Below are 26,666 nucleotides of genomic sequence, written 5' to 3' on the forward strand. Positions count from 1 at the left end.
GACGGCACGCCACAGCCAACGCCTCTTGCCGCAAATTGAAACAACGGCCTCATCGAGGTGCCATTTATCTCCGAGCCGACCGGATGATCGGCTCGGATCTCGTTGGCGAAGGCGCGACCAAGGCCGGTCACCTCGTGTGATGATCACTGACAAGCTGCGATCCTACGGCGCAGCAAAGCGAGAGATCATGCCCGGTGTCGAGCACCGTTCGCATAAAGGCTTGAATAATCGGGCAGAGAATTCTCACCAACCAATCCGGCGGCGAGAGCGGATCATGAAGCGCTTCAAGTCACAGCGACATCTACAACGCTTCGTCTCTATCCATGATCCAATTGCCAACCTGTTCCACATCCCCCGCCATGGCATCTCCTCCAGCCATCATCGCGAATTGCGTTCGCAGGCGATGGACCTGTGGGCGCAAATCGCTCGGGTATAAGCGGTACAACCCGGCCAGCGTCATCCTATTGCTTCTCGGCCATTAACTTTACGATGCCGTTTGGCCTGCCAGAATTGACGGGCGCATTGGCAGGTGCCGGCGTAAAGATAAGATTCAGTCTTTTTTGATAATCTTCCGTTAGCAATTGTATTTCGAGGTCTCCGGGCGGCGTCAGAGTGCCCCCGATTGTTTTGCGTACGGGTTCTCATGCGTTCATCGGCTGTGCCAGCATTTCTCTTCGGTTGCCTTCTGCTTGGGGGCTGTACGTCCAGTTCCGGGCCGGAAAGCCTGGTGGCCGGCTTGCCGTCGAAGGAAACGACGAGTTCGGTCACACCGTCTGCTCCCGTCCCGCAGGCAAGTGTCGGCACCCAGACCATAAACGCTCAGCCACGACAGGAAGTTCTGGCATGGGGCGGCCCGGTGCCGGAAGAACCAAAGGCTTTTTCCGCCGTTACGCCACGGGCGTCCCTGCCGCAGAACGCGCCTGAAATCCGCCTGCCGGTCCCGTCGCAGGCTGGCATGATACGGCCGGCGGAACGCCCCACGGATCGCCAGATGGAGCGTCCGGTGCAACTCGCCATGGCCGCCGCCCCGGCGGCGAGCGCCGGCGCTCAGGTGCGCTCGCGCATCTTCCGCTCCAGCTTCACCGATGCCAAGCCCATCAATTTCGGCAGGGTCCAGCCACGCCACTTCCAGGTCCATGGGGTGGATGTATCCCGCTGGCAGGCCAATATAAACTGGCCGCAGCTGCGCACGCGCGGTGCCAATTTCGCTTTCATCAAGGCGACCGATGGCGGCGATCATCTTGATCCGATGTTCCGCACCAACTGGCAGCGGTCGAAGGAGGCCGGTATCCGCCGTGGTGCCTACCACTTCTTCTATTGGTGCCGCTCGGCCAGTGAGCAGGCGGACTGGTTCATTCGCAATGTTCCGCGTGATCCCGATGCGCTGCCGCCGGTGATCGACGTGGAATATAACGGCGAATCAAGCTGCAAGATGCGCCATTCCCGCGAGCGCGTTCTGGAAAAGATGCGCGTATTCATGGACAAGCTCGAGCGCCATTATGGCCAGCGGCCGATCATTTACACCGCACCCGATTTTTATAAGGACAATCTGACCGGCGAGTTCCAAGACTATCCCTTCTGGCTGCGTGCCGTCGCCCAGCATCCGTCCGTGGTTTATCCGGGCCGCAAGTGGCTGTTCTGGCAATATTCCGGCTCCGGCCTGTCACATGGTGTCGATGGCCGCATCGATCTCAACGTCTTCAACGGCAGCGAGGATGCCTGGCATCGCTGGGTGGACCGCCGCTCAAGCTGAAGCGGCGGGCGTCAGCGCGCAAATTTTCTGGCGCCGGCAACACACAGCACCACCACAAGCGTGATACCGATCATTGCCGGGCTGACCTCCTCGTGCAGCAGGGTTGCTGCAAGCACCAGCCCGAAGAACGGCTGCAGCAATTGCAACTGGCCCACCGCGGCGATGCCGCCGAGCGCCAGCCCGCGATACCAGAAGATGAAGCCGATCAGCATGCTGAACAGCGACACATAGGCAAGGCCGCCCCAGGCCTGCGGATCGATGCCGGCAAGGGTCTGCGGCCCCGTCAAAAAAGCAAGCGGCAGCATAACCGGCAGGGACAGAACCAGCGCCCAGGATATGACCTGCCAGCCGCCCAGTTTGCGGGAAAGGGCCGCACCTTCCGCATAACCAAGCCCGCAGACGATAATCGCGCCCAGCATCAGTAGGTCGCCGGCAAGCGAGGCGCTTATGCCGGCGGCAAGCGAATTCCACAATGAGTAGCCAGCCACCAGGGCACTGCCGACGCAGGAAAAGAACCAGAAGGCAGCGCGAGGGCGCTCTCCGCCGCGCAGCACGGCGAAAATCGCGGTTGCGAGCGGCAGCAATCCGACGAAGACAATGGAGTGCGCCGAGGTCACGTGCCGCAGTGCCAGCGCCGTCAAAAGCGGAAAACCCACCACCACGCCGAAGGATACGATGAAAAGCGATGTCAGATCATCGCGTGCCGGGCGTTTTTGCCTGAACAGGAAAAGCAAAGCGAGGGCCAGAAGTCCGGCAATGCTGGCGCGGGCGACGGTCAGGAACACCGGGTCGAAACCCGTGACCGCAATGCGGGTGGCGGGCAGCGAACCGCTGAATATCACCACGCCGATAAGGCCGTTCAGCCAGCCGCTTGTCGTCTTGTCCATGATCGTCTCCTGTATTTTTCCCTTCTTGATCCTGAACGGCTGGCGGCAACAGCGACAATCATATACAATTTCAAGAAACTGTTATGGTTGTTTGGGCGGTACGGTTGGAGGAAAATGTGGACGGGCAGATCATTGCGGGCACGCGCATAGAAAAGGTGATGGCAAGTGTGCGGCAACGCATCGCCTCGCGCAGCCTTGTTCCAGGGGCGAGATTGCCGTCCGTCAGGGCGTTGGCAAAGGCCATGCAGGTCTCCACCTCCACCATTGTCGAGGCCTATGATCGACTGGTGGCGGATGGCACCATAAGCTCTCGCCCGGGCTCCGGTTTTTTTGTGGCGGGTCCGCTTGCGCCGCTCTCTCTTGCCGATATCGAACCTCAACTGGATAGGGCGGTCGATCCGCTCTGGGTGTCGCGGCAAGCGCTGGATGAGGCGACGGCCCTTGCCAAGCCCGGTTGCGGCTGGCTTCCCGCGTCATGGATGCCCGAGCAAGCGCTGAGGCGGGCAATGAGAGGGCTTGCCCGTGCGGATACTTCCCTGCTGACGGATTATGCGAGCCCGATGGGATTGTTGCCGCTGCGCCAGCTTTTGTCGCGCAGGCTCGCAGAACATGGCGTGCAGGCGGGCGCCAGCCAGATCATGCTGACCGATTCCGGCACGCAGGCGATCGATCTGCTGTGCCGTTTCCTGCTGCAGCCGGGGGATACGGTGATTGTCGATGATCCCTGCTATTTCAATTTCCATGCCCTTTTGCGGGCGCACCGGGTGAAGATTGTCGGGGTGCCCTATACGCCAACGGGACCGGACCTGCCGCTTTTCGAGCAGGCCCTGCGAGAGCACAGTCCCCGTCTTTATATTACCAATTCGGCGATCCATAATCCGACAGGCGCAAGGCTTTCCGCCGTTTCCGCCCATCGCCTGCTGATGCTGGCCGAACAGGCGGGTCTTACCATCATCGAGGACGATATTTTTGCCGATTTCGAAACCCAGGCGGCACCACGGCTGGCGGCTTTCGATGGGCTCAATCGAGTGGTCCAGATCGGCAGTTTTTCAAAAACGCTGTCCGCGTCCGTGCGGTGTGGTTTTATCGCAGCGCCTTCGGCATGGGTGGAAGCCCTGAACGATCTCAAGATCGCCACCGCTTTTGGCGGCGCGCATTTTTCGGCAGCGCTGGTCCTGTCGCTTTTGACTGACGGTAGTTACCGCAAGCATGTCGAGGCGCTTCGGCAACGTCTTGCGGCGGCGGTGCTGGAGGCGGCGGCGCGTTTGAAGGCAGTTGGATGCGTGCCGTGGATCGAGCCGCAGGCGGGCATGTTTTTATGGTGCCGCCTGCCGGAAGGCGTCGATGCCGCTGATGTGGCGCGCCGGGCGCTCTCGCAGCAGGTGGTGCTGGCCCCCGGCAATGTTTTCAGCTCCTCGCAGAACGCCTCCGGTTTCATGCGTTTCAACGTGTCGCAAATGGCCGGTCCACAGGTCATGGCGGTGCTGGCGGACGCCCTTGGGCAGAGGGCCGATCATCGCCCGTCATAGGCCGGTTGGCACGAATCGGAACAAAATCCCGTGAACACCGTTTTCTCCCCAGAGTGAAGAGGAGGAAAATACCATGACATTCGATCCCAACAACCCGCGCCCGGACCGCGATCTTCGTCCGGAAGTGAATATCAACAATGACCCGCGTGTCCGCACGTCTCCGTCCTGGATGCCGTGGCTGGCGATTATCGTTGTTGTTCTGGTGGGCGTTTTCGCCTGGTCGCAGATGAGCGGCCCGACCACGGATCCGGCAACGACATCCTCAACCACGCCGCCCGCGGCAACGGATCAGGCACCGGCGCCCATGGCTCCGACGACCCCGGCAACGCCGCCCGCCAACAATACGGCACCGGCTAGCCCGAATACCGGCGGCACCCAGACCCAGCCGTAACGGTTTCAACGATCTGATGAAACCGCCTGCCTCCGCGCAGGCGGTTTTTCGTTGCCGTAAGGCCCGCTTCAGAGCTTCTCCATGGCGGAAGGGTGGTTGGAAAGCCTGGACCAGCGGGCGATCGATTCTTCCGCCAGCGCTGAAAGCGCAATGCTTCCAAAGCGGGACAGGAGAATTGCTTCCGCTTCCTTCATGGCATCAAAGAGTGCTGCATTGACGGCCTGCTCAATCACGCAGTTCGGATTGTCACCTGCGAGCCCTATCGAGAAGAGTTCCGGTGTGCCGAGCGCCCGGTAGATATCAAGCAGCGTGATGTCGCTGAGGGGCCGCGCCAGAACCCAGCCGCCGCCATGACCCTTTTCCGAAGACACATAACCGTGCTCCCGCAGGCCCGCCATGGTTCTGCGCACCACCACAGGGTTGGTCTGAAGCATCGCCGCGATGCTCTCGGAGGTGGCTGCGCCCTCATGTTTTTCCATATGGATCAGAATATGCAGCACCCGCGAGAGGCGCGTATCGTGTCTCATTGCTGAAGCCCGTCTGTTTTTGGCGATGTTATCAGCTTCCTTCTGACGTAACAATATAAGTTGCGTGACTATTGACTCCAAAAATCACGTAACAATATAAGTATCGTGAAATTGAACGAGTGCTTCCGGCTCGGCTTCAGAACGATAGGTGCATCATGAAATACGACGTCATCATCATCGGCGGCAGTTATGCCGGCCTCTCCGCTGCCCTGCAGCTCGGCCGCGCCCGAAAAAACATCCTCGTGGTGGATGCGGGTGAGCGGAGAAACCGCTTCGCAAGCCACTCCCACGGTTTTCTCGGCCAGGACGGCAAGGCCCCGGGCGAAATCATCGCCGAGGCGCGCCGCCAAATTGAGGGCTACCCGACGATACACTGGGCAAAGGGCAGGGTAACGAATGCTGAAGGGGCTTTTGACGACTTTATCGTCGAGATTGATGGCATTCGCCGCGAAAGCGCGGCCCGGCTCATTCTGGCCATGGGTGTTGCCGATGAACTGCCTGACATAGCCGGGCTGAAGGAACGCTGGGGCAGCACCGTCTTCCATTGCCCCTATTGCCATGGATACGAACTGAACAAGGGCAAGATCGGCGTCATCGCGGCCTCGCCGCTGGCCATCCACCATGCGCTGATGCTGCCGGACTGGGGTGAAACCACCTTCTTCACAAACGGTATATTTGTAGCCGATGCCGAACAGAGCGCACTTCTGTCAGCCCGGGGCGTCCGTGTGGAAAAAGAGCGCATCAAGGAAATCGCGGGGCATGCGGATGTCGTTCTTGCGGACGGGCGCAGCATTGCTTTGGTCGGGCTTTTCACGCAACCGAAATTAAAGATCACCTCGGACTGGGTCGAAAAGCTCGGCTGCACCGTGGAAGAGGGGCCAATGGGATCAAGCATCGTGACGGATGCCATGAAACAGACGACAGTGCGCGGCATCTTCGCCTGCGGCGATGTGGCCAGACCCGCCGGGTCGGTCGCTCTTTCGGTGGGCGACGGCGCCATGGCAGGGACTGCGGCTCACAGGTCGATCATGTTCCCGGAATGATCAGTGCGAAACAAGGCTCAGCCAGCGGCCCGGAGGCATGCCGAAGGCATTCTTGAAGTGGCGGGTAAAATGCGCCTGATCCGCAAAGCCGCAGGCAAACGCCGTTTCGGCAAGGCCCGCACCCGCGCGCATCATGTCCTTGCATTTTTGCAGACGCCGCATGATGAGATAACGATGCGGGCTCGTGCCGAACAGGCAGCGGAAGTGACGAAAGAGGGTGAAGCGATCGAGCCCGCTTATTTCCTCCAGCTCGTCTGAACCGACCGAAACGGCGCTGTTTTCCAGCAAATAGTCCCGGCAACGGAAAACGGCGCTCCGGTCCAGCCGCTTGATGGTTCTCTCACTTCCGTTCGAATGCTTAAAAAGCAGATCCGCCAGTCTGGATTGCCAGTCGGTCAGGAGCAGATTATCCGGCTCGCCTTCGAGATTGCCGAGCGCCTCGATCAGGCATTGCCTGAACTCCTCGTCCTCGATGACGGGATTTCTTGCGAAGGGTAGCGTGTGATAACCCGCTTCCATCGTCTTTTCCGGTGGAAGGTAGAGCATACGGTAAAGCAGACCTTCATCGGTGCCCGCGCCGCCATCGTGAACTTCGTCCGGATGCAGAACGATCACCTTTCCGGGCGTGCTGAAATGGGCTGTACCACGATAGGAAAAGGTCTGGACGCCGGAAAGCGTGACGCCCAGCGCATAGGTATCGTGGCGATGCGGCGCATAGGCGTTGCCATGAAAGCGCGCCTCGATGCGCTCGATACCCTCGCTCGAAGGTGCCTGCACAATCCCCTCGAATTTGCACGAACGTTCAAGATCGCTGACGCCCGAAGCATCTAGGATTGCTTCTCTTTCGTAACCACAGCCAGATTGAGTTCGCATGTTTGATACCAAGATCGCCGTCATCCTTCGTGATGACCTTGCCGTATGGCAAAAACTGAACGTCACCGCATTTCTCATGTCCGGGATTGTCGCCCAGACCAGAGAGATCATTGGCGAACCATACCGCGACGGGGCGGGCAACGTCTACAATCCCCTTTCCGTCCAGCCGATTGTCGTGATGGCCACGGATCAGGAAGCGCTGCGCAAGATCCATCAACGATCGCTCGAACGCGACGTCACCACATCGCTCTACATCGAGGAAATGTTTGCCACCGGCCACGACGTCGCCAACCGCCAGGTATTTTCGGAATTTTCGCCTGACAATGCAAAGGTGGTGGGCATGGCGCTGAGAGCGGATAAGAAAATCGTCGACAAGATCACCAAGGGCGCGAAGCTTCACGCCTGAGCAGGTGTCCTGAATGTAAAAAGGGAGGCGGTAAGCCTCCCTTTTAAAAGCAATGACGATATGGCTGTCGCTTATTCGTCGTTCATCTTCAAAGCGGCGATAAAGGCTTCCTGCGGAATTTCCACCTTGCCGAACTGGCGCATGCGCTTTTTGCCTTCCTTCTGCTTGTCCAGAAGCTTGCGTTTGCGCGTCGCGTCGCCGCCATAGCACTTCGCCGTCACGTCCTTGCGCAGCGCGCGCACGGTTTCGCGGGCTATGACCTTGCCGCCGATGGCTGCCTGGATCGGGATCTGGAACATGTGCGGCGGAATGAGTTCCTTCAGCTTTTCGCACATGCCGCGTCCGCGCCGGTCGGCCGCCGAGCGGTGTACCAGCATGGACAGCGCATCCACCGGATCGCCATTGACGAGGATCGACATCTTGACGAGATCGCCGGCGCGGTAGTCGATGATGTTGTAATCGAACGAGGCGTAACCCTTGGAGATGGATTTCAGCCGGTCGTAGAAATCGAACACCACTTCGTTGAGCGGCAATTCATAGGTGATCATCGCGCGGTTGCCGACATAGGTCAGCTCGGTCTGCAGGCCGCGCCGGTCCTGACAGAGCTTCAGAATGCCACCAAGATATTCGTCAGGCGTCAGGATCGTCGCCTTGATCCACGGCTCACGGATTTCCTTGATCTTCACAACATCAGGCATGTCGGCCGGGTTGTGCAGTTCCTTCTCGGTGCCATCCGTCAGCGACATTTCATAGACAACCGAAGGTGCTGTCGCGACGAGGTCGAGATTGAACTCGCGCTCGAGGCGTTCCTGAATGATTTCAAGATGCAGCAGGCCAAGGAAGCCGCAGCGGAAACCGAAGCCGAGAGCGGCGGACGATTCCATTTCGAAGGAGAACGACGCGTCGTTGAGGCGAAGCTTGCCCACCGCCGCGCGCAGGTCTTCGAAATCGGCCGCATCGACCGGGAAGAGACCGCAGAACACCACGGGCTGCGCGGGCTTGAAGCCGGGCAGGGCCTGCGCCGTCGGGCGCTTGTCGTCGGTAATCGTATCGCCGACACGCGTATCGGCGACTTCCTTGATCGAGGCGGTGATGAAACCGATCTCGCCGGGGCCGAGGCTGTCGACATTGACCATTTTCGGGGTGAGCACGCCGACGCGCTCGACGCCATATTTCGCGCCCGAACCCATCATCCGGATCTGCTGGCCCTTTGTCAGCACGCCATCAATGACGCGCACGAGAACCATGACGCCGAGATAGGTGTCGTACCAGCTGTCGACCAGCAGCGCCTTGAGCGGCCCGTTTTCGCCGACATCGCTCGTCGGCGGTGGCAGGCGGTTGACGATGGCTTCCAGAACATCGGGAATGCCAAGACCGGTTTTGGCCGAAATCATCACGGCGTCGGAAGCATCGATGCCGATCACTTCCTCGATCTGTTCCTTGATGCGGTCGGGTTCGGCCGCCGGCAGGTCGATCTTGTTGAGCACGGTGACCAGTTCATGATCGTTGTCGATCGCCTGATAGACGTTGGCCAGCGTCTGGGCTTCCACACCCTGTGAGGCGTCCACCACCAGCAATGAGCCTTCGCAGGCGGAGAGCGAGCGGGACACTTCATAGGCAAAGTCGACGTGACCGGGCGTGTCGATGAGGTTCAGCACATAGGTTTCGCCGTTGTTCGCCTTGTAGTGCAGGCGCACGGTCTGGGCCTTGATGGTGATGCCGCGCTCGCGTTCGATGTCCATCGAATCGAGAACCTGTTCCGACATATCGCGCTCGGCAAGGCCGCCTGTCGACTGGATCAACCGGTCGGCCAGCGTCGATTTGCCGTGATCGATGTGGGCAACGATCGAGAAGTTGCGGATATGGTCCAGGGGCGTGCGGGTCGAATTTGTGCTCATGCCCCGCGCTATAGCAGGGGCTTGTCACACCGCAAAGCGGGAATTTGGTTAAAAGCCCTTTAAAATGGGCTTTTCAGATCGCAAATTGCTCTGGCCAGTCGCGGCGGGTAGCCACCTGTCCCTCGGTTCTGAGCCTCGCCACGGCAGCAAGGTCGATATCGGCAATCAGCAGCGTGCTTTGTGTCACCGTATCGCTTTCGCTTTCCGCAACGATACCGGAGGCCGGCATGCCGTAGTCGGACGGCACGTAAAGTGCGGCGCGGCCACGATTTTCATCGACGGCGGGAGACCATGGGGCCTCGCCTGCCGTGGGGGAGGAGAGAATGGCATATTGGTTTTCGAGCGCCCGGGCCTGCGCGCCGATGCGCACCCGGTAGGCACCCGCCAGCGTGTCGGTACAGCTGGGCGCGAGAACCAGTTCGACGCCAAGCTCGGCCAGCTTCCGGCCAAGCATCGGGAACTCGTTATCGTAGCAGATGAGGATGCCAAGCGTGCCGATCGGCGTCTCGAAGGCTTTCAGACCCTCGATGCCGGCATGGATATTCCATTGTTCCCGCTCGAAGCGGGTCATGATCTGCTTGTCCTGATAACCGATAAGCCCCTCCGGGCCGAACAGCCACGCGCGGTTGCGGAACTTGCCGTCCTTGTCTTTCACCGGTGCGCTGCCCGGTTGAAACAGGATTTGATGTTGCCGCGCCAGCTCTTCGCAAAGCTCGACCCAGGAGGGAATGAGCGGCTGTATCTCTTCGATGGAACGGTGCAGATCGCAGCGCGCGTCGGGCGGTAGTTGCCCGGTCAGCGCCATGGCCGAATATTCCGGCAGCAGCAGCAGCTCTGCGCCTCTTTCTTTCGCCTCACGCACGATGGCAGAAAGATGGGCGGCATAGGCTTCCCATGTCTCGATCAGTTCGATGGCATATTGGCTGGCGGCGAGTTTTGTCATCTGCTTTCCTCTCCGGCGGCTATGGTCTTCATCCAGAAGGACAGGGGTTTCGGGCTCTCAACGCTCTCGTCGAGGTCTCGCCAGGTAAAGCTGGTGCGCAGCTTGGGGTGATGGAGATAGCCGCGTTTTTCCCAGAAGGCATTCAGCGGCACGTAATCCACTGGCCGGCGCGGATGGTCTGCGGGTCGCTCGACAGCGCAGAAGGTGCAGCAGTCGAAGCCAAGCTTTCTTGCGTGCGCCTCCCGCTCCTCGAAGAACCGCACGCCGACGCCATGACCGCGATATTCGGGGAGAAGCACGCTTTCACCGAAATAGAATATCCTGTCCGGATCGTAACCCGCCTTGAGGAAGGGCATCTTCACGTCGTCCGTTTCCGCCGCCATCGGCATGCCGGTGGACATGCCCACGACCTGTTCGCCCTCTTTCCCGGCGTCAAGCGCCAGCACGAAAACCGCACCTTTCGTGTCGGCATAGGTCGCCAGATATTTGCGCTCGTAGTGCAATGAGCCGTCATAGAGATAGGGAAAGGCGCGAAACACCTCGATCCTCAGGCGCGCAAGGTCACCCAGATAGGGCGTGGCGTCGATGCCGGAAAGAGACTTGATTTCGACGGTCATGGGCATTTTCACTTTCGGTTGCACTGGTTATACCGTCATGGAAAACCCGCGCAAGCATTGAACGGAGAAGACAATGACCGCCACTGAGACCATCCGCGCCTATTACGATGCCTTCAACCGTCAGGACATGGATGCCTTTCTGGCGCTTCTTCACGACGAGGTGGTGCACGACATCAATCAGGGCGAGCGCCAGACCGGAAAGGCGGCTTTTGCCTCCTTCATGGACCACATGAACCGCTGCTATAGGGAAAATCTCACCGAGATGGTCATCATGGCGAGCGAGGACGGCAAGCGCGCTTCTGCGGAATTCATCGTGAACGGGGAATATCTCGCAACCGATGAAGGTCTGCCGGAAGCGAGCGGCCAGAAATATGTCCTGCCTGCCGGCGCATTCTTCGACCTGAAGGATGGAAAAGTTAGCCGAGTAACTAACTACTATAATCTGAACGACTGGATTGCCCAGGTCGGCGCCTGAGGCATCTTTTGCCAAGCGGAACCAGCGACAAAAGGCGATCATTGTTTCTATTATAATGGATGTTGACTCCATCATGCGAGAAATGTAATTCTCGCATGATGGAAAACGAAGATTTTATTCTCGAACGCTCGATCGGTGAGCGCATCAAAACGTTGCGCGCTGAAAACGGCCTGACGCTGGACCGGCTCGCCGCCGAATCCGGCGTCAGCCGCGCCATGATTTCCCGGATCGAACGTGGCGAGGCGAGCCCCACGGCGTCGCTGCTTGCCCGCATCTGCGCCGCACTTGGCCTGTCCCTGTCCGGCTTTTTCGCCGAAAACGAAGAGGCCGTTTCCCCGCTGGTGAAAAAGCGCGACCAGCAGCTCTGGAAAGACCCGGAGACCGGTTATGTGCGCCGCGCCATCTCGCCTCCACGCGTCGGTTCCGACGTCGATATCGTCGAGGTCGAGTTCCCGGCGGGTGCACGTGTCGGTTTCCCGCCGCATGCGGCAAGCCGCGGCATGACGCAATATGTATGGCTTTTCGAAGGTGTGCTTGAAATGACGAGCGGTGGAGAAATCTACCGGCTGGAACCCGGCGATTGTCTTTTCATGCCGGTGGGCGAGGGACATGTTTTCCACAATCCCACGCAAAAACCTGCCCGTTATGCCGTCGTGCTGGATCAAAAGCAGCGCTGATTTTCCCGACAGGAGTTATCATGACCACCATCCGTGTGTTGAACGGGCAAGAGACCATCGACGCCTTGCCCGAACTTTGCGACGTTCTGGCCGCCTGCGTGAACGGCGGCGCATCCGTGGGGTTTATGTTGCCCTTTTCACCGCAGGATGCTGAGCCCTTCTGGCAGGCAGTTGCAGAAGCGGTAGGTGAGGGCGGTACCATTCACGTGGTGGCGGAAGTGGATGGCAAGGTGGTGGGCACCGTGCAGGTCGGCCTTGCCTCCAAACCGAACCAGCCGCATCGCGGCGATCTGATGAAGCTCCTTGTGCATCCTTCCGCGCGTGGCCTGGGGCTTGCCCGCAAGCTCATGCAAGAAGTCGAGGAGGAGGCGGCAAAACGTGGCCGCACCCTTTTGGTGCTGGATACGGCCACGGGCAGTGACGCGGAGGCGATCTATCCCCGTCTCGGCTGGGAGCGGGTCGGCGTTATTCCCGACTACGCACTGTTTCCCGACGGGCGCTTCTGCGGCACGACCCTGTTTTACAAGCGGATCGGCTAGGCCCTTCAGGCTGCCTCTTATTGTCCCGGCTTCAATGTGCGGTTGAAGGCGGCGACGATCATCGTCTCCAGCTGCGCATGAATATCCCCTCGGTCGCGGGACCCGGCCGGTTCGCAGATCGGATCGCGCTCGCCGACGGATTTGAGAAATGCGCCGGCATCCGGTTTGCAAAGGGGCAGGAAGCTGAAGTGATCGGCCTCGTCGACCTGCTGGTAGGTTGCGGCGGGTATCGCAGCCGCAAGCCTGTCCGCAAGCACGGCAGGCGGAATTTTCCCCTTGCTGCCGAGATTGATGAAGGTCAGCGGAATATCAATCGCTTTCAGGCTGTCCGGTTTGAAGGCCAGCGCCAGGCCTGGGTCGATCAACACGGCGGAGCGAATGCGCGGATCGCGGTTTTGCTGCTCGAAACGCGCCTTGTCGATGCTGCGCAAATCTAGCTTCGGCACGCTGACCGGCTCGTTTTTGATATAGCCCCGGCCGCCGGCGAACCATTGGCAATCCATCATCGTGGCATACTCGTCGCAATAACGCGCATAGGCGTCGAGATCGGCACGCGCGCCCGAGATTTCCAGAGCGGCACTTCCGCCCAGCGAAAAGCCGAGGACGCCGATCCTGTCTGTGTCGATTGCGCCGGACCAGCTGCCTTGCGTCGTCAAGGCTGTCACGATTGTGGAAAGATCGTTGGTCCGCTCCCAGATTTTCGGCGTATCGGCGGGGGTTGAATCGCCGCTGGTAGTGCCGGGATGGTTGGGTCCGGCGACGATGAAACCTTCGCTGGCCAGTCTCGCGGCGATCCAGCCCATGCCGGTCACTCTTGAACCCGAACCGTGCGACAGAAGCACCAGTGGCAGGCGACCCGGCTTCACGTCGCCGTCCTTGAAGACGGGCGTACCCTGAAAAATCCGATCGTCGCCGGAAAGCGTCTTCACGCCGCTGCCGTCGGATGGATACCAGACGGTGACGGCAAGATTTTTTCCGCGTTCGGGAGAAGGGATGGCGATTTCGCTGACGCCGACAGCTTCGGCCGCAAAAACGGGCTGGGTGAGAAAAGCGGAAAACAGTATTGTCGTGGCGGTGATGATAGAGCGCATGCAAACCTCGTGCGGTTGGAAAAACGAGGCTTAATCTGCGCCGTCACGTATTTTCGGCGTCCTTGATCGCGTTTCAGGTCGTACCGAAACGCGATCTGGTCCATGAGAAGACAACAGGTCGCCGTTTGGGGGTATTCGTTCGTGCTGTTCATACCGTTGCCATTCGTTGTGGCGCTTCTGCTGGTCGTCATGTTCATCGTCTTCGTTCGAAGCGGGGATGATGTGCGCACGAACCGCGCCTTTCTGGCCCTGATCGCCCTTTGCGCGGTGCAATCCGTTCTTGTCGGCCTGCGCTGGGGGTATGGCGTGAATGCGGTGCGTTACGTCCTGCCAGTTCTGGCCGCGTGCCTGCCGCCCCTCGTCTATATCGCCTTTCGCGGCCTGATGAGGGTCGGCGCAGAGAGCAGAAGAGCGATGTTGGCAAGTCTCGTGCTTTCGCCTCTGCTGATCATCGCTCTGGAATTCGCCCTGCCGGTTGCGATCGATCCTGCCTTGATCCTTATCTTTGTCGGCCATGCCGTTGCACTGCTTCTTCTGGGAGGGAAAGGGCCTGACGGGCTGGACGAGGCGCAATTTGCAAGTGTCACCTCGGCGCACAGGGCGCTCATCATCGCCGCCGTGGCACTTTGTGTTTCAGCGCTGTTCGATCTTCTGGTGTTTCTCGATTTCGAATGGGCTCATGGAGAAAATGTCGCCGTTCTCGTCAGCAACGCCAATCTTTTCGGGCTGTTGCTCATCGGTCTGATGGCGGCTCTGGCTGGAAAAAGCAAAGGACCGCAAACATCTGCGGAGCCATCTGAGGAACTGCCGCCTCCTTCCGAGCCATCGCAACAGGACCGCGACATTGTAGCAAGCCTTGACAGCCTGATGACCGCGCAGACGCTTTATCGCGACGAGAACCTCAACCTGTCGCGGCTTGCGAGGCGTCTGGGCTTACCGAGCCGCCAGATTTCCGGCGCGATCAATCGCTCGCTTGGCGTGAACGTCTCGCAATATGTCAACCAACTCCGTATCCGCGAAGCCTGCCGCCTGCTGGAGGAGACGGAACAATCGGTAACCGCGATCATGTTCTCCTCCGGTTTCCAGACCAAGTCCAACTTCAACCGGGAATTTCGCCGTGTCACCGGCATGAGCCCGATCGACTGGCGTGAACGGCAGGTGTGGAAGCTGGTCTCGCCAAACAAAACGGCCACCCGGCAGGTGCCGGATGACCGTCTGAAGATGGTCGGGAAATGATGAGGATCAGAGCGTGCCGTTGCGCTGCTGGATCATCATGTAGGTGTCATAGGTATATTCGGCGATCTGGGCCCAGAGATAGGCGTCCTTCTTGAACGCCTGCTGGCTTTCGTAGATCTTCTTGAAGCTTTCGTTCTTGGCCGAAATCTCCGCATAGGTGTCCTGCGCCGCCTTGTGGCAGACATCGAGGATCTCCTGGCTGAACGGCCGCAGGATGGCGCCCTGTGCCACGAGTTCCTTCAGCGCCTTCGGGTTGTGCGCGTCGTAACGCTCCAGCATGCTGGCGCTACCGGCCGCACAGGCGTCTTTCAGGATGCGCTTGTAGTTCTCCGGCAGCTCGTTGAACTTCTGCAGGTTTACGAAAGCATGAACGGCCGGGCCGCCTTCCCACCATGCCGGATAGTAGTAATATTTCGCGACCTTGTAGAAGCCGAGCTTCTGGTCGTCATAGGGACCGACGAATTCGGTGGCGTCGATCGTGCCCTTTTCCAGAGCGGCATAAACATCGCCGCCAGCGATCTGCTGCGGTGTCACGCCAACCTTCTGCATCACCTGGCCGGTCAGGCCGGCAATGCGCATCTTCAGACCCTTCAGGTCGTCGATGGTGTTGATTTCCTTGCGGAACCAGCCGCCCATCTGGGCACCGGTATTGCCGAGAAGGATCGAGTAGATGTTGTGCTGGGCGAGGAACTCATTCAGCAGCTCGTTGCCGCCCGCCTGGTTGAACCAGGCATTTGTCTGGCGCGCATTGAGACCGAAGGGAACCGAAGTACCAAGCGCGAAGGTCGGGTCCTTGCCGACATAATAATAGGAGCAGGTATGCGCCATTTCGACGGTTCCGGCCGTCACCGCATCCGCCGCCTGCAACGCCGGCACGATTTCGCCACCGGCGAAATGCTGGATGACGAAGTTGCCGCCTGAGGCTTCCTTGACATGATCGGCGACGATCTGGCCCGCGCCGAAAAGAATGTCGAGGCCCTTGGTGAAGGACGACGTCATGCGCCAGGTGATTTTTGGGTTTTCCTGCGCAATGGCCGGGGCGGCCAGTGCCGTTGCGGTAACACCGGCGCCAACAGCGCCCGCCTTGCGGATAAATGATCTGCGATCCATGTCGATAAGCCCTGCTATGTCTGCATATTATAGGCGAACCGCACGGTACGCCTCCCGCTGGCTACTAAACATTTATCCTTGCGGCCATCAAGAGGGAATGTTCGAAACCTGCGCGGTCTCCTGCAACACTTTTGGGTTGCTGCTTTGGCACGCGATCACGTCTCTCCTGTGGCCACCGTCCAGGCGTCGTTACGGATGGGTACGCTTTAACGCCGGGTCGTCCATCGCCGGATTGTAAAACAGCGAAAGCGTCAGGCTTCTGGCGATGCGTTGCGCCGTTTCCATGAACCAGTCATGGGCCTGTCGGCTCGGCGCGATATCGTCAAGCGTAGCGGAGAATAACGTGAGCCATTGCGGGAAAAGCTCGGCCGACATGCCATTTACGCCAAGATGCGCCTGCACCGGTTTGCCGCCATAACTGCCGTTCTTGAAGGCGACGCCACTCCAGAACTGTTTCATTCTGGCCATGTGCTCTGGCCAGCGTCCGGCAAGCCGTGCGTCGAAGACAGGGCCGAGTGTGGGATGGTTGAGAACGCGGCCGTAAAATGTCTCCACCAGCAGGTCGATGAAAGCGGCATTAACGCCGATCTCTGCCATGGCCTTTTCCGCCCTGTCTCGAATTTCCGCATTGTGTGCGGCTCTTGCTGCGATCTGGTCCTGCATCGTGCTTCCTTTTCAGTGAATTTACGTCGCTCCATCGCCATCCGCAATGCGACCCTTTGGCCCATTAGAATTATTCTAAAAAGCTTGATCGTGACGCGATCCAGATGTATTTAGAATTATTCTAAAAAGGTTTCAGTCATGTTCCGCAGTCTTTTTTCCCTGTCCAAACGTCCTTTTTCCTCCCTTGGTGAACAGGAAATCCTGGCGCTCGCCATTTCATCCGAAGAGGATGATTCCCGCATTTACCGCTCCTATGCCGATCATCTGCGTGCGCAATTTCCGCAATCCGCAAAGGTCTTCGACGACATGGCCGAGGTTGAGCAGCAGCATCGTAACGTGCTGATCGACATGCATCGCCGCCGCTTCGGAGAAACGATCCCGCTGATCCGGCGCGAGCATGTGCGCGGATTTTACGAGCGCACGCCGGACTGGCTCGTAAAGAACCTGTCGCTCGAGAAAATTCGCGCACAGGCCGAATTGATGGAAGCCCAGGCGATCCGTTTCTACGATGAGGCGGTGAAGCGCACCAGCGATGCTTCAACGCGCAAGCTGCTGGGCGATCTGGCTGAGGCCGAGCGTGGCCACGAAGACATCGCGCAGATGCTGGAAGAGAAACATCTCGACGAAAACGGCAAGACCGAAGAGGCGGAAACCGCAAAACGGCAATTTCTTCTGACCTATGTGCAGCCGGGCCTTGCGGGGTTGATGGATGGCTCGGTCTCCACACTGGCGCCAATCTTTGCCGCCGCCTTTGCCACGCAGGATACCTGGCAGACCTTTCTGATCGGCCTCTCCGCCTCCGTTGGTGCGGGTATTTCCATGGGCTTCACCGAGGCTGCCCATGACGATGGCAAGCTTTCCGGCCGTGGCTCTCCGGTAAAGCGCGGTTTCGCCTCGGGCATCATGACGGCCGTCGGCGGCCTTGGCCATGCGCTTCCCTATCTCATTCCGCATTTCTGGACGGCTACGGCGATTGCCGCCATCGTCGTTTTCGTGGAACTCTGGGCCATCGCTTTCATTCAGAACCGTTTCATGGAAACGCCGTTCCTGCGGGCAGTGTTTCAGGTGGTGCTCGGCGGCTCGCTGGTGCTCGCCGCCGGTATCATCATCGGCAACGGGTGAGAGCTGGAAAGGCTGCGAGAATAACGGCCGAGGCTTGTCGGATCACATCCTTGCCTAAAACGCGACGTCATTCTGGGGCTTGACCCGAGAATCCATAAGCCAATGAAATCGTGAATCCTCGGGTCAAGCCCGAGGATGACGGAGGCGAGGTTTTCCAGCCGATCAGCGCAGCGCGCCAACCAGAACGTCGCGGCCATCCTCGATGGAGACCCAGCGACCCGTATTGAAGGACGCCTGCCGCTTCAGATAGGTGTAGTTGGTGTCGGTCCAGAGCTTCACATCGTCGGTGAGATTGTCGAGAATGTAATCGCCATCGGTCGTGCGGAGCGTCAGCACGGCATGGCCTTCACCGTCCGGCTTGCGCACGACGGTGATCAAGAGGTCGGCAACGGAGAAACCGCGCTCGATCAGCTTCTTGCGCTTCAGCAGCACGAAATCTTCGCAGTCGCCTGCGGTCGTCGGATATTCCCACACTTCGTCCTTGCCGTAGATTTCCTGGTCGGTCATGGCGACGACGGTGGTGTTGACGGAGGTGTTGATCTCGCGAACCACACCCCAGCCATAGTCGGTAACGCGCGGCGGCGGCGTCATCTTGCTGCGAATGTTGCACTCGTCCGCATATTTCTGACAGAACTCATAATGGCCGATCGGCTGGGATGTAATTCCGCCCGTCACCATGGAAGGGCTTCCCTTGGTTTCCGCCATGGCGGAAGCAGCAGTCATTAGCCCGGCGGCAACTGCAGACAGCAGCGCACGCGCCAGCGGTGCGTTCATCATGAAACCCGTCCCTTAAATTCTTAACGAAAAGTTAAGAGGGATGGGGGGCTTGAGTCAATCATTAGCAATCGGCGATGCGCAAGACTCGTTGAATATGGTTAAGAGCGTTGCGCAAATGCCTATATTGCAAGGGCTTTGACCGCGGCCAGCATCCTGTCGATATCCTGCGGCCGGGAAAGCCGGTGGTCGCCATCGCGGATAAGGGTCAGGACGACATCATCCGCCGGGAGATGTTCCATGAGCTTTAGCGCATGCTGATAGGGCACATCCGGATCGCGCATGCCCTGGAGGATGTGAACGGGGCATCCGGTGGTGATGATGCCCGTCAGAACGCGGTTCTGCTTTCCGTCTTCCATCAGCGCGCGCGTGAAGATGTTGGGCTCGGGGCTGTATTCCGAATGTTCCTCGAAGTAGCCCCTTTCCTCCAGCGACGCCTTTTCAGCATTGCTCAGGCTCGGCTCTATCAGTTCTGCAGTGAAATCGGGCGCGGGCGCAATGAGGACCAGCCCTGCGACGGAGGGCGCGCCACCCATCTTGCGCAACTCCTCGACCATGCGCAGCGCAATCCAGCCGCCCATCGAAGAGCCGATAAGAATGACGTGCGATGGCGCCTTCGCCCGCACCACGGCAATTGCTTCTTCCAGCCATCTTGAGATGGTGCCCTTCCTGAAGTCACCGCCGGAAGCGCCGTGGCCGGAATAATCGAGCCGCAGGCAGGCAAGGCCGTTTTCCGCCGCAAAGCGATCGAGTTCCACCGCCTTGGTTCCGGTCATGTCGGAACGATAGCCGCCGAGCCAGACAAGCATGGGCATGTTCCCGCCCGAAGCCGCCGGGCGATGGAGAAAGGCGATGTTGCGGGCATCGTCGCCCACCCCTACGTGCAGGAATTCAGCGGCTTGTTCGGTCATGTATATGCAATTCTCCTGATTTTCGTGCAATATCGGCGGCGTATTTGCAAAAACCGTGGCAACAGGTGATCTTTTCGGGCAGATATGCTATTGACTTCGCCACGGCAATAACGACATTTCCGCCGCTTGTACCAAACAAGCTGTTTTTTGCTGACGTGATCCAGAAACAGATCAGGAGAATACGACCATTCGCAGACCTTTCAAAGCCGATGCCCCCGTCAAGGAGGGGCCGCGCTCCAACCGGGAAATTCGGGTTCCCAGAGTTCAGCTTATTGATGAAGAAGGCCAGAACCTCGGTAGCATGCCGACGGATCAGGCTTTGAAGATGGCGGAGGAGGCTGGTCTCGATCTCGTTGAGATTTCGCCGAACGCTGAACCGCCGGTATGCAAGATCCTCGATCTCGGCAAGCTGAAATACTCGACCCAGAAGAAGGCGGCCGAGGCGCGCAAGAAACAGAAGATCGTTGAGGTCAAGGAAATCAAGATGCGCCCCAACATCGACACGCATGACTATGACGTGAAGATGAAGGCGATGAACCGGTTCTTTGACGAAGGCGACAAGGTGAAGGTAACGCTGAAGTTCCGTGGCCGCGAAATGGCTCACCAGGAACTTGGCATGAAGCTTCTCCTTCAGGTGAAGGAAGACACCCAGGCAATTGCCAAGGTTGAAGCCGAGCCGAAGCTGGAAGGCCGTCAGATGATGATGGTTCTCGCCCCGAAATAATCTTTTTACGCGTTCACATCACTGGCGCGTATCCCACCGCAAGGGGAAATTCTCATTCCCCGTTGCGCTTTTAGCCGACTGCGGTTATAAGCGCGCGTCCGAACGGTCCGGCAGGGCATGCCGAGGCCGTTCCTGAATAGCTTGAAATAGGCCTCGTCTGCCTGTTTCGATACAAAAAACGGAGTAGCAAAATGCCCAAGATGAAGACGAAGTCCGCTGCAAAGAAGCGGTTCAAGATCACCGCTACCGGCAAGGTTGTTGCAGCCGCCGCCGGTAAGCGCCACGGCATGATCAAGCGTACCAACAAGTTCATTCGCGACGCGCGTGGAACCATGGTTCTCGCCGAAGCTGACGGCAAGAAGGTCGTCAAGAACTACCTGCCGAACGGTCTCTGAGACTTTTCCGCACTTTTGGACACTTTAAGGAGATCATGACATGGCACGCGTAAAACGTGGCGTAACTTCCCGCGCCAAGCACACCAAGACACTCAAGGCAGCCAAGGGCTTCTACGGCCGCCGCAAGAACACCATCCGCGCAGCAAAGGCTGCCGTGGATCGTTCCAAGCAGTACGCTTACCGCGACCGCAAGGTCAACAAGCGCAACTTCCGCGCTCTGTGGATCCAGCGTATCAACGCTGCTGTTCGCGAATTCGGCCTGACCTACGGCCGCTTCATCGATGGCCTGAACAAGGCTGGCATCGAAGTCGACCGCAAGGTTCTGTCCGACATGGCTATCCATGAGCCGGCAGCATTCGGCGCGCTCGTTGAAGCAGCGAAGAAGGCGCTTGAGTACCTCAAGGATGCTGGTACGGCCAACGAGTTTGAAACCGCTGTAAAGTAATTACGGCGCGGACAATCTGTTGTTCATTTGAAACCCGCGCCGGTTCTCCGGCGCGGGTTTTTTATTTTTTGGAATCCACGGCAGTTCCGGCAGGGCGTGCAAGCACCGTGCATACGGATCAAAGAAAAAGGGTGGAGCATCTGGCCGGGTTTCGGTCGGCAAATTCCTGGGGGTAAAAATGGTGGTTGCCGCAAGCGAGGCGGAAAAAGTGAAGGGTTTCCACGTCCATCTTGAAGATGGCGATATCGCGGCCCTGATGCAGGCTCTGCTCAAGAGCGAGCGACGGGTGCAGAAACTCGAGCTTTCCACAACGACCGTCTGGATCAAGCGCCAGGGCACGGAAACGCCGTCCTGGTGGATAAAGCTGCAGACATTTCTCGCCAAACTGCTGCCTTACACCTTCATGCGACCTTCTCCGCCGCTTGACGGTGCAGGCCTGATGCGCCGCGAACTTGAAACGCTTCACGTCTTCAAGGCGCGGGGTTTCCTTGTGCCTCCCGTCATCTATTCCTCGCTGACGGCGGTCGTGCTGGGAGATGTCGGCCCGACCGTGATGGAGCGCATGGACGCGATGAAGGTCGCAACGCCCGTGGAGCATGACGCCTTACTGGTGAAATCCGCCGAAGCGCTCGGCGAGTTGCATGCGGCGGGCCTTTGCCACGGACGGCCGCATGTGCGCGACTTCTTTATCCAGGATGGGCGCATAGGCTTCATGGATTTCGAGGAGCGCCCGCAGGAGGTCATGCCGCTTGAGACGGCGCAGGCGCGCGATGTCTGGCTGCTGTTTTTACAGGTCGCGACCCGGGCCTGCGATGCGCCGAAAACCTGCGATGCGGCCTTTGCCCGCTGGCGCGAAAACGCCCCGCCACGGGCGCTGGAAGAATTGTGCCGTCTGACCGGTATTCTGGGGCGTTTTTTACCGGTTGCCCGGTTGATCGGGCGCGTGCGGATGGGTAGTGATCTGCGACGCTTTATCATGGCGACCGACTATCTGATGAATGCTGTGAACCCCGAAGCCGCTGTTAAAAATACCGGCAAGGCAGGAAAAGATGACTGAACTTGATACCTTGAAATCGCAACTGATGTCGGAGATCGCCGCCGCTGCCGATGAGCCGGCCATCGAAGCCGTGCGCGTCTCCGCGCTTGGCAAGAAGGGCTCGGTTTCAGAGCTTCTGAAGACGCTGGGATCGATGACGCCGGAAGAGCGCCAGACCCGGGGCGCTGCCATCAACCAGCTGAAGACCGAAATCACCGACCTCATCGGCGAACGCAAGAACGGCCTGAAGGATGCCGCCATTGCCGCCCGCCTGAAGGCGGAAACGCTGGATGTCAGCCTGCCGGTTCGCCAGTCGCCGGCCGAGCGCGGCCGTATTCATCCCATCAGCCAGATCGTCGACGAGATCACCGCGATCTTCGCGGATATGGGTTTCTCGATCGCCGAGGGTCCGGACATCGAGACCGATTACTACAACTTCACGGCGCTGAATTTTCCCGAAGGCCATCCGGCCCGCGAGATGCACGACACGTTCTTCTTCCAGCCGGATGAAAACGGCGAGCGCAAGGTGCTGCGCACCCACACCTCGCCGGTGCAGATCCGCACCATGGAAAGCCAGAAGCCGCCGATCCGCATCGTCATTCCCGGCAAGACCTACCGTCAGGATTCCGACGCCACCCATTCGCCGATGTTCCATCAGGTCGAAGGCCTTGTCATCGACAAGAAGGCGCATGTCGGCAATCTGCGCTGGATTCTGGAAGAATTCTGCAAGACCTTCTTCGAGGTCGACAGTGTCGTCATGCGCTTCCGCCCGTCCTTCTTCCCCTTCACGGAGCCGAGCTTCGAGGTGGATATCCAGTGTGATCGTTCCGGCCCCATCGTCAAGTTCGGTGAAGGCAACGACTGGATGGAAATCCTCGGCTGCGGCATGGTGCACCCGAATGTGCTGCGCGCCGGTGGGCTGGACCCCGATGAATATCAGGGCTTTGCCTGGGGCATGGGCCTCGACCGCATCGCCATGCTGAAATACGGCATGCCGGACCTGCGCGATTTCTTCAACGCCGATGTCCGCTGGATGAACCACTACGGCTTCCGCCCGCTCGACATGCCGACGCTGTTCGGCGGTTTGAGCGTTTAATCCGGTTAGCCAAGGAGCAAAGACATGAAATTCACTCTTTCCTGGCTGAAAGAGCATCTCGAAACGGATGCGACGCTGGACGAGATTTGCGAGCGGTTGACGGCGATTGGCCTCGAAGTCGAGGGCGTCGACGACAAGGCGGCCTACAAGCCTTTCGTCATCGCCAAGGTCGTTTCCGCCGAGAAACATCCTGAGGCCGACCGCCTCAAGGTGCTGATGGTCGATGCCGGTGACGGCAAGCCGGTGCAGATCGTCTGCGGTGCGCCGAATGCACGCGCCGGCCTCGTCGGCGCGCTCGCGCGTCCGGGCATGTATGTTCCGGGCATCGATGTCACGCTGGCCATTGGCAAGATACGCGGCGTCGAAAGCCATGGCATGATGTGCTCCGAAAAGGAGCTGAACATTTCCGACGATCACGACGGCATCATCGACCTGCCGGAAGATGCGCCGGTCGGCACCTCCTTCGCTACCTATGCCGGGCTCGACGATCCGGTCATCGAAATCAACCTGACCCCGAACCGCCCGGATTGCACCTCGATCTACGGTATTGCCCGCGATCTCGCTGCTTCCGGTCTCGGCAAGCTGAAAACGAGACCCCTGCCGTCCTTCAAGATCGAAGGCGCAACCCCGGTCGACGTGAAGCTTGAGCTGGACGATGCGGCGCTCTGCCCCGGCTTTTCGCTGCGCATCGTGCGCGGCGTGAAGAACGGTCCGAGCCCCAAGTGGATGCAGCAGCGCCTGATGGCGATCGGCCTGCGTCCCATCAATGCGCTTGTTGATATCACCAACTACATGACCTTCGATCAGGGCCGGCCGATGCACGTCTTCGACGCCGCCAAGGTCAAGGGCGATCTCACGGTCCGCCGGGCAAAGGAGGGTGAGACGATCCTCGCGCTCGACCAGCGCGAATACAAGCTTGGCCCGAACAATGTCGTCATCGCCGACGAAAAGGGCCTGGAGTCGATCGGCGGCGTCATGGGCGGTGAACATTCCGGCTGCGACGAAAACACCGTTGACGTATTGATCGAGTCTGCCCTTTGGGATCCGATCAACATCGCCAAGACCGGCCGTTCGCTCGGCATCATCACCGATGCGCGTTATCGTTTCGAGCGTGGCGTCGATCCGGAATATATGGTTCCGGGTCTGGAACGCACCACCGAACTGGTTCTGGAACTGTGTGGCGGCGTCGCCGGCGAAGCCAAGGTCGTCGGTTATAAGGGCCACCAGGCAAAGGTCGTTGATTTTTCGCTGGCGGAAGTGAAGCGCCTGACGGGTCTGGAAGTCTCGGCGGAAGAGAGCCTCACCATTCTCAAAGGCCTCGGTTTTGGCGTGGAGGGAACGGGCGAACGCGTGTCCGTCACCGTGCCGTCGTGGCGTCCTGACGTCGATGGCAAGGCCGATCTGGTCGAAGAAGTCATGCGCATCCATGGCGTCGACAACATCAAGCCGGAGCCGCTGGAAAGCTTCGGTGCTGTCAACGGCCGCATTCTGACGACGCTGCAGATCCGCACCCGCACCGCGCGCCGTGCGCTGGCAAGCCGTGGCATGCTGGAAGCCGTCACGTGGTCCTTCATTCCGGAAGCCCAGGCGAAGCTTTTCGGTGGCGGTTCCCCCGCTCTGAAGCTGGCCAATCCCATCGCAGCCGATATGTCGGACATGCGTCCTTCGCTGCTGCCGGGCCTTTTGACCGCAGCACAGCGCAATGCCGACAAGGGCCATGGCGACGTGGCGATCTTCGAGGTCTCCGGCACCTATGAGGGCGATACGCCGGAAACCCAGCGGCGTGTGGCCGGCGGTGTTCGCCGTGGCACGGCCTCGCTCGCAGGCAGCGGCCGCATGTGGTCCAACACTGTCAAGGGCGGTGGCAAGCCGGTGGATGTCTATGACGCCAAGGCCGATGCGCTGGCGGTGCTGGAAGCCTGCGGCCTGCCCATGGCCAATGTGCAGATCGAAGCCGGCGGTCCCGGCTGGTATCACCCCGGCCGCTCCGGCACCATCAAGATGGGTCCGAAGGTCGTGCTCGGTTATTTCGGTGAATTCCACCCGAAGACGCTGTCAGAGCTGGATGTTTCCGGTGTCTATAGCGGTTTCGAGATCTATCTCGACGCCATGCCGGAGCCGAAGAAGAAGGCGACCCGCACCAAGCCCGCACTTGAACTCTCGCCTTTCCAGGCAGTCAAGCGCGACTTCGCCTTCGTGGTCGACAAGTCGGTCGAAGCGGGCGCCATCATCAAGGCCGCAACAAGCGCTGATCGCAAATTGATCACCGGTGTCAACGTCTTTGACGTTTTCGAAGGTGCATCGCTTGGCGAAAACCGCAAGTCCGTCGCCATCGAGGTTCAGATCCAGCCGGTCGACAAGACGCTGACGGACGAGGACTTTGAGGCGCTGACCGCCAAGATCGTTGGCAATGTCGAGAAATCGACGGGCGGCGTTCTGCGCGCCTGAAAACGGATGACGGAATAAAAAAGCCGCGGCAAATGCCGCGGCTTTTTGTTTTTAACGGTTGGCCATCTGCGACATACGCTCGGGATAGCGTGCGCCGGCGACCTTTGCCGGGGAAAGCAGCGCTCCGAGGCTTGCGGCTTCATCCGCCGTCAGCGAAACATCCGCCGCTGCGACGTTCTTCTCCAGATTGGCGATTTTTGTCGTGCCGGGAATGGGCACTATGAAGTCGCCTTGCGCCAGCACCCAGGCGAGCGCCAGCTGCCCGGCGGTAACACCCTTTTCGGCAGCCATGTCTTCCAGAAGCTTGATGAGCGCCAGATTGGCATCGAAGTTTTCACTTTGGAAGCGCGGCAGGCCGCGGCGGAAATCGTCGGATGCAAGGCCGTCGAGCGACTTCAGCGCCCCCGTCAGGGCACCGCGCCCAAGCGGGCTGAAGGGGACGAAACCGATGCCAAGTTCGCGGCAGGTTTCCAACACGCCGTTTTCCTCCACATCGCGGGTCCACAGCGAATATTCGCTCTGTATGGCCGCGATCGGATGAACGGCGTGTGCCTTGCGAAGTGTTTCGGCACTCGCTTCCGAAAGGCCGAGGTGTTTCACCTTGCCCTGCCGGACCAGTTCCGCCATGGCCCCCACCGTATCTTCGATCGGAACCTCAGGATCGACGCGATGCTGATAGAACAGGTCGATGACGTCGACGCCAAGGCGTTTGAGGGAGGCTTCGGCAACGGCGCGCACATTTTCCGGGCGGCTGTCCGTGCCCACCATCATCTGGCCTGCGGGTTTGCTCGCGTCGATTTTGAAACCGAACTTGGTGGCAATGACCACCTTGTCGCGATAGGGCTTCAAGCCTTTGCCGACGAGGATTTCATTGTTGTACGGCCCATAAACCTCCGCCGTATCGAAAAAGGTGACGCCGAGTTCGACGGCGCGGTGCAACGTTGCAATTGCGCTGCTCTCATCGCCGGTCGGGCTATAGGCATGGGTCATGCCCATGCAGCCGAGGCCAAGCGAAGAAACGGAAAGGCTGTTTCCAAGGGTTCTTTTTTTCATCTGT

28 protein-coding genes and 1 pseudogene are annotated in these 26,666 nt (G+C 59.4%); 17 read left to right on the forward strand and 12 right to left on the reverse strand.

What is annotated here, in order from left to right; translation table 11 throughout:
• Window positions 1-112 precede the first annotated feature (112 nt).
• Together OK142_RS18400 and OK142_RS18405 are read left to right on the forward strand one after the other, a co-directional pair.
• Window positions 113-436: pseudogene (locus OK142_RS18400) on the forward strand (DDE-type integrase/transposase/recombinase); the annotation flags it as partial.
• A 207-nt stretch (window positions 437-643) separates the two neighbouring features.
• Window positions 644-1,753, forward strand: coding sequence for a glycoside hydrolase family 25 protein (locus OK142_RS18405; protein ID WP_035241456.1), 1,110 nt, complete (start codon window positions 644-646; stop codon window positions 1,751-1,753).
• An 11-nt stretch (window positions 1,754-1,764) separates the two neighbouring features.
• Here OK142_RS18405 and OK142_RS18410 read toward each other — a convergent pair whose 3' ends face one another.
• On the reverse strand, window positions 1,765-2,640 hold the full coding sequence (locus OK142_RS18410) for a DMT family transporter (protein WP_498684465.1): 876 nt from the start codon (window positions 2,638-2,640) through the stop codon (window positions 1,765-1,767).
• Between the two features lie 116 nt (window positions 2,641-2,756).
• Between OK142_RS18410 and OK142_RS18415 the strand changes: the two genes are divergently transcribed.
• Window positions 2,757-4,169, forward strand: a complete 1,413-nt coding sequence (locus OK142_RS18415; RefSeq protein ID WP_498684467.1) for an aminotransferase-like domain-containing protein — start codon at window positions 2,757-2,759, stop codon at window positions 4,167-4,169.
• 73 nt (window positions 4,170-4,242) lie between these two features.
• Window positions 4,243-4,560 carry a hypothetical protein gene (locus OK142_RS18420; protein ID WP_003493304.1) on the forward strand — a complete coding sequence of 106 codons (318 nt, stop codon included), beginning with the start codon at window positions 4,243-4,245 and terminating at the stop codon, window positions 4,558-4,560.
• Between the two features lie 68 nt (window positions 4,561-4,628).
• On the opposite strand, the gene OK142_RS18425 is transcribed toward OK142_RS18420, so the two are convergent.
• Entirely contained in the window at window positions 4,629-5,087 is a 459-nt protein-coding gene (locus OK142_RS18425; RefSeq protein ID WP_498684469.1) for an Rrf2 family transcriptional regulator, read from the reverse strand.
• A gap of 155 nt (window positions 5,088-5,242) precedes the next feature.
• Here OK142_RS18425 and OK142_RS18430 point away from each other — a divergent pair, with 155 nt between their 5' ends.
• Window positions 5,243-6,130 (forward strand): NAD(P)/FAD-dependent oxidoreductase, encoded by an 888-nt coding sequence (locus OK142_RS18430; protein ID WP_498684471.1) that lies wholly within the window; start codon window positions 5,243-5,245, stop codon window positions 6,128-6,130.
• Here the strand turns inward: OK142_RS18430 and OK142_RS18435 are convergent, their stop codons facing one another.
• Window positions 6,131-6,907, reverse strand: coding sequence for an AraC family transcriptional regulator (locus OK142_RS18435; protein WP_164056359.1), 777 nt, complete (start codon window positions 6,905-6,907; stop codon window positions 6,131-6,133). It abuts the gene before it with no gap.
• Between the two features lie 94 nt (window positions 6,908-7,001).
• Between OK142_RS18435 and OK142_RS18440 the strand changes: the two genes are divergently transcribed.
• A complete protein-coding gene (locus tag OK142_RS18440; protein WP_498684473.1) occupies window positions 7,002-7,409 on the forward strand; it encodes a DUF2000 family protein in 408 nt (135 codons plus the stop codon).
• A gap of 71 nt (window positions 7,410-7,480) precedes the next feature.
• On the opposite strand, the gene lepA is transcribed toward OK142_RS18440, so the two are convergent.
• The 3 genes from lepA to OK142_RS18455 all read right to left on the reverse strand — a co-directional run bounded on the left by lepA (window position 7,481) and on the right by OK142_RS18455 (window position 10,867).
• Window positions 7,481-9,319, reverse strand: coding sequence for a translation elongation factor 4 (gene lepA, locus OK142_RS18445; protein WP_164056657.1), 1,839 nt, complete (start codon window positions 9,317-9,319; stop codon window positions 7,481-7,483).
• A gap of 61 nt (window positions 9,320-9,380) precedes the next feature.
• Complete coding sequence (locus OK142_RS18450) at window positions 9,381-10,250, reverse strand: carbon-nitrogen hydrolase family protein (protein WP_498684475.1); 870 nt, start codon at window positions 10,248-10,250, stop codon at window positions 9,381-9,383.
• Window positions 10,247-10,867, reverse strand: a complete 621-nt coding sequence (locus OK142_RS18455; protein ID WP_498684477.1) for a GNAT family N-acetyltransferase — start codon at window positions 10,865-10,867, stop codon at window positions 10,247-10,249. Before OK142_RS18455 ends, OK142_RS18450 begins: the two co-directional genes overlap by 4 nt.
• Window positions 10,868-10,940: 73 nt before the next feature.
• Between OK142_RS18455 and OK142_RS18460 the strand changes: the two genes are divergently transcribed.
• From OK142_RS18460 to OK142_RS18470, 3 genes are all read left to right on the forward strand, one after another.
• On the forward strand, window positions 10,941-11,342 hold the full coding sequence (locus OK142_RS18460) for a ketosteroid isomerase-related protein (protein WP_003493319.1): 402 nt from the start codon (window positions 10,941-10,943) through the stop codon (window positions 11,340-11,342).
• Between the two features lie 95 nt (window positions 11,343-11,437).
• The gene (locus OK142_RS18465) at window positions 11,438-12,019 is read left to right on the forward strand and encodes a helix-turn-helix domain-containing protein (RefSeq protein ID WP_498684479.1); all 582 of its coding nucleotides are present in this window, start codon (window positions 11,438-11,440) and stop codon (window positions 12,017-12,019) included.
• 20 nt (window positions 12,020-12,039) lie between these two features.
• Window positions 12,040-12,558: a GNAT family N-acetyltransferase gene (locus OK142_RS18470; RefSeq protein ID WP_082183502.1), complete on the forward strand. Its 519-nt coding sequence runs from the start codon at window positions 12,040-12,042 to the stop codon at window positions 12,556-12,558.
• Window positions 12,559-12,575: 17 nt separating this feature from the next.
• On the opposite strand, the gene OK142_RS18475 is transcribed toward OK142_RS18470, so the two are convergent.
• Window positions 12,576-13,649, reverse strand: a complete 1,074-nt coding sequence (locus OK142_RS18475; protein WP_498684481.1) for an alpha/beta hydrolase family protein — start codon at window positions 13,647-13,649, stop codon at window positions 12,576-12,578.
• Between the two features lie 141 nt (window positions 13,650-13,790).
• Here OK142_RS18475 and OK142_RS18480 point away from each other — a divergent pair, with 141 nt between their 5' ends.
• Window positions 13,791-14,885, forward strand: a complete 1,095-nt coding sequence (locus OK142_RS18480) for a helix-turn-helix transcriptional regulator (RefSeq protein ID WP_498684628.1) — start codon at window positions 13,791-13,793, stop codon at window positions 14,883-14,885.
• A 6-nt stretch (window positions 14,886-14,891) separates the two neighbouring features.
• Here OK142_RS18480 and OK142_RS18485 read toward each other — a convergent pair whose 3' ends face one another.
• Together OK142_RS18485 and OK142_RS18490 are read right to left on the reverse strand one after the other, a co-directional pair.
• Window positions 14,892-15,995 (reverse strand): TRAP transporter substrate-binding protein, encoded by a 1,104-nt coding sequence (locus OK142_RS18485; protein ID WP_003493330.1) that lies wholly within the window; start codon window positions 15,993-15,995, stop codon window positions 14,892-14,894.
• A 189-nt stretch (window positions 15,996-16,184) separates the two neighbouring features.
• Window positions 16,185-16,658, reverse strand: coding sequence for a group III truncated hemoglobin (locus OK142_RS18490; RefSeq protein WP_498684485.1), 474 nt, complete (start codon window positions 16,656-16,658; stop codon window positions 16,185-16,187).
• A 138-nt stretch (window positions 16,659-16,796) separates the two neighbouring features.
• Between OK142_RS18490 and mbfA the strand changes: the two genes are divergently transcribed.
• On the forward strand, window positions 16,797-17,780 hold the full coding sequence (mbfA, locus tag OK142_RS18495; protein ID WP_003493334.1) for an iron exporter MbfA: 984 nt from the start codon (window positions 16,797-16,799) through the stop codon (window positions 17,778-17,780).
• Window positions 17,781-17,942: 162 nt separating this feature from the next.
• Here mbfA and OK142_RS18500 read toward each other — a convergent pair whose 3' ends face one another.
• Together OK142_RS18500 and OK142_RS18505 are read right to left on the reverse strand one after the other, a co-directional pair.
• Window positions 17,943-18,557 carry a transglutaminase-like cysteine peptidase gene (locus OK142_RS18500; protein WP_313607540.1) on the reverse strand — a complete coding sequence of 205 codons (615 nt, stop codon included), beginning with the start codon at window positions 18,555-18,557 and terminating at the stop codon, window positions 17,943-17,945.
• Between the two features lie 119 nt (window positions 18,558-18,676).
• Window positions 18,677-19,465: an alpha/beta hydrolase gene (locus OK142_RS18505; RefSeq protein ID WP_498684489.1), complete on the reverse strand. Its 789-nt coding sequence runs from the start codon at window positions 19,463-19,465 to the stop codon at window positions 18,677-18,679.
• A 187-nt stretch (window positions 19,466-19,652) separates the two neighbouring features.
• Between OK142_RS18505 and infC the strand changes: the two genes are divergently transcribed.
• From infC to pheT, 6 genes are all read left to right on the forward strand, one after another.
• Complete coding sequence (gene infC / locus OK142_RS18510) at window positions 19,653-20,189, forward strand: translation initiation factor IF-3 (protein WP_077224822.1); 537 nt, start codon at window positions 19,653-19,655, stop codon at window positions 20,187-20,189.
• A 191-nt stretch (window positions 20,190-20,380) separates the two neighbouring features.
• A complete protein-coding gene (gene rpmI / locus OK142_RS18515; RefSeq protein ID WP_003493355.1) occupies window positions 20,381-20,584 on the forward strand; it encodes a 50S ribosomal protein L35 in 204 nt (67 codons plus the stop codon).
• A 40-nt stretch (window positions 20,585-20,624) separates the two neighbouring features.
• Window positions 20,625-21,029 carry a 50S ribosomal protein L20 gene (rplT, locus tag OK142_RS18520; protein ID WP_003493358.1) on the forward strand — a complete coding sequence of 135 codons (405 nt, stop codon included), beginning with the start codon at window positions 20,625-20,627 and terminating at the stop codon, window positions 21,027-21,029.
• Window positions 21,030-21,207: 178 nt separating this feature from the next.
• The gene (locus tag OK142_RS18525) at window positions 21,208-22,086 is read left to right on the forward strand and encodes a BUD32 family EKC/KEOPS complex subunit (RefSeq protein ID WP_082183509.1); all 879 of its coding nucleotides are present in this window, start codon (window positions 21,208-21,210) and stop codon (window positions 22,084-22,086) included.
• A complete protein-coding gene (gene pheS / locus OK142_RS18530) occupies window positions 22,079-23,161 on the forward strand; it encodes a phenylalanine--tRNA ligase subunit alpha (RefSeq protein WP_003493361.1) in 1,083 nt (360 codons plus the stop codon). Before OK142_RS18525 ends, pheS begins: the two co-directional genes overlap by 8 nt.
• A gap of 24 nt (window positions 23,162-23,185) precedes the next feature.
• Window positions 23,186-25,609, forward strand: coding sequence for a phenylalanine--tRNA ligase subunit beta (gene pheT, locus OK142_RS18535; protein WP_498684491.1), 2,424 nt, complete (start codon window positions 23,186-23,188; stop codon window positions 25,607-25,609).
• A gap of 51 nt (window positions 25,610-25,660) precedes the next feature.
• On the opposite strand, the gene OK142_RS18540 is transcribed toward pheT, so the two are convergent.
• Window positions 25,661-26,662, reverse strand: coding sequence for an aldo/keto reductase (locus tag OK142_RS18540; RefSeq protein WP_498684493.1), 1,002 nt, complete (start codon window positions 26,660-26,662; stop codon window positions 25,661-25,663).
• Between the last annotated feature and the right edge of the window lie 4 nt (window positions 26,663-26,666).

The organism is Agrobacterium sp. BT-220-3, from assembly GCF_025910175.1.
In the GTDB taxonomy this organism is placed as follows: Bacteria; Pseudomonadota; Alphaproteobacteria; order Rhizobiales; family Rhizobiaceae; genus Agrobacterium; species Agrobacterium oryzihabitans.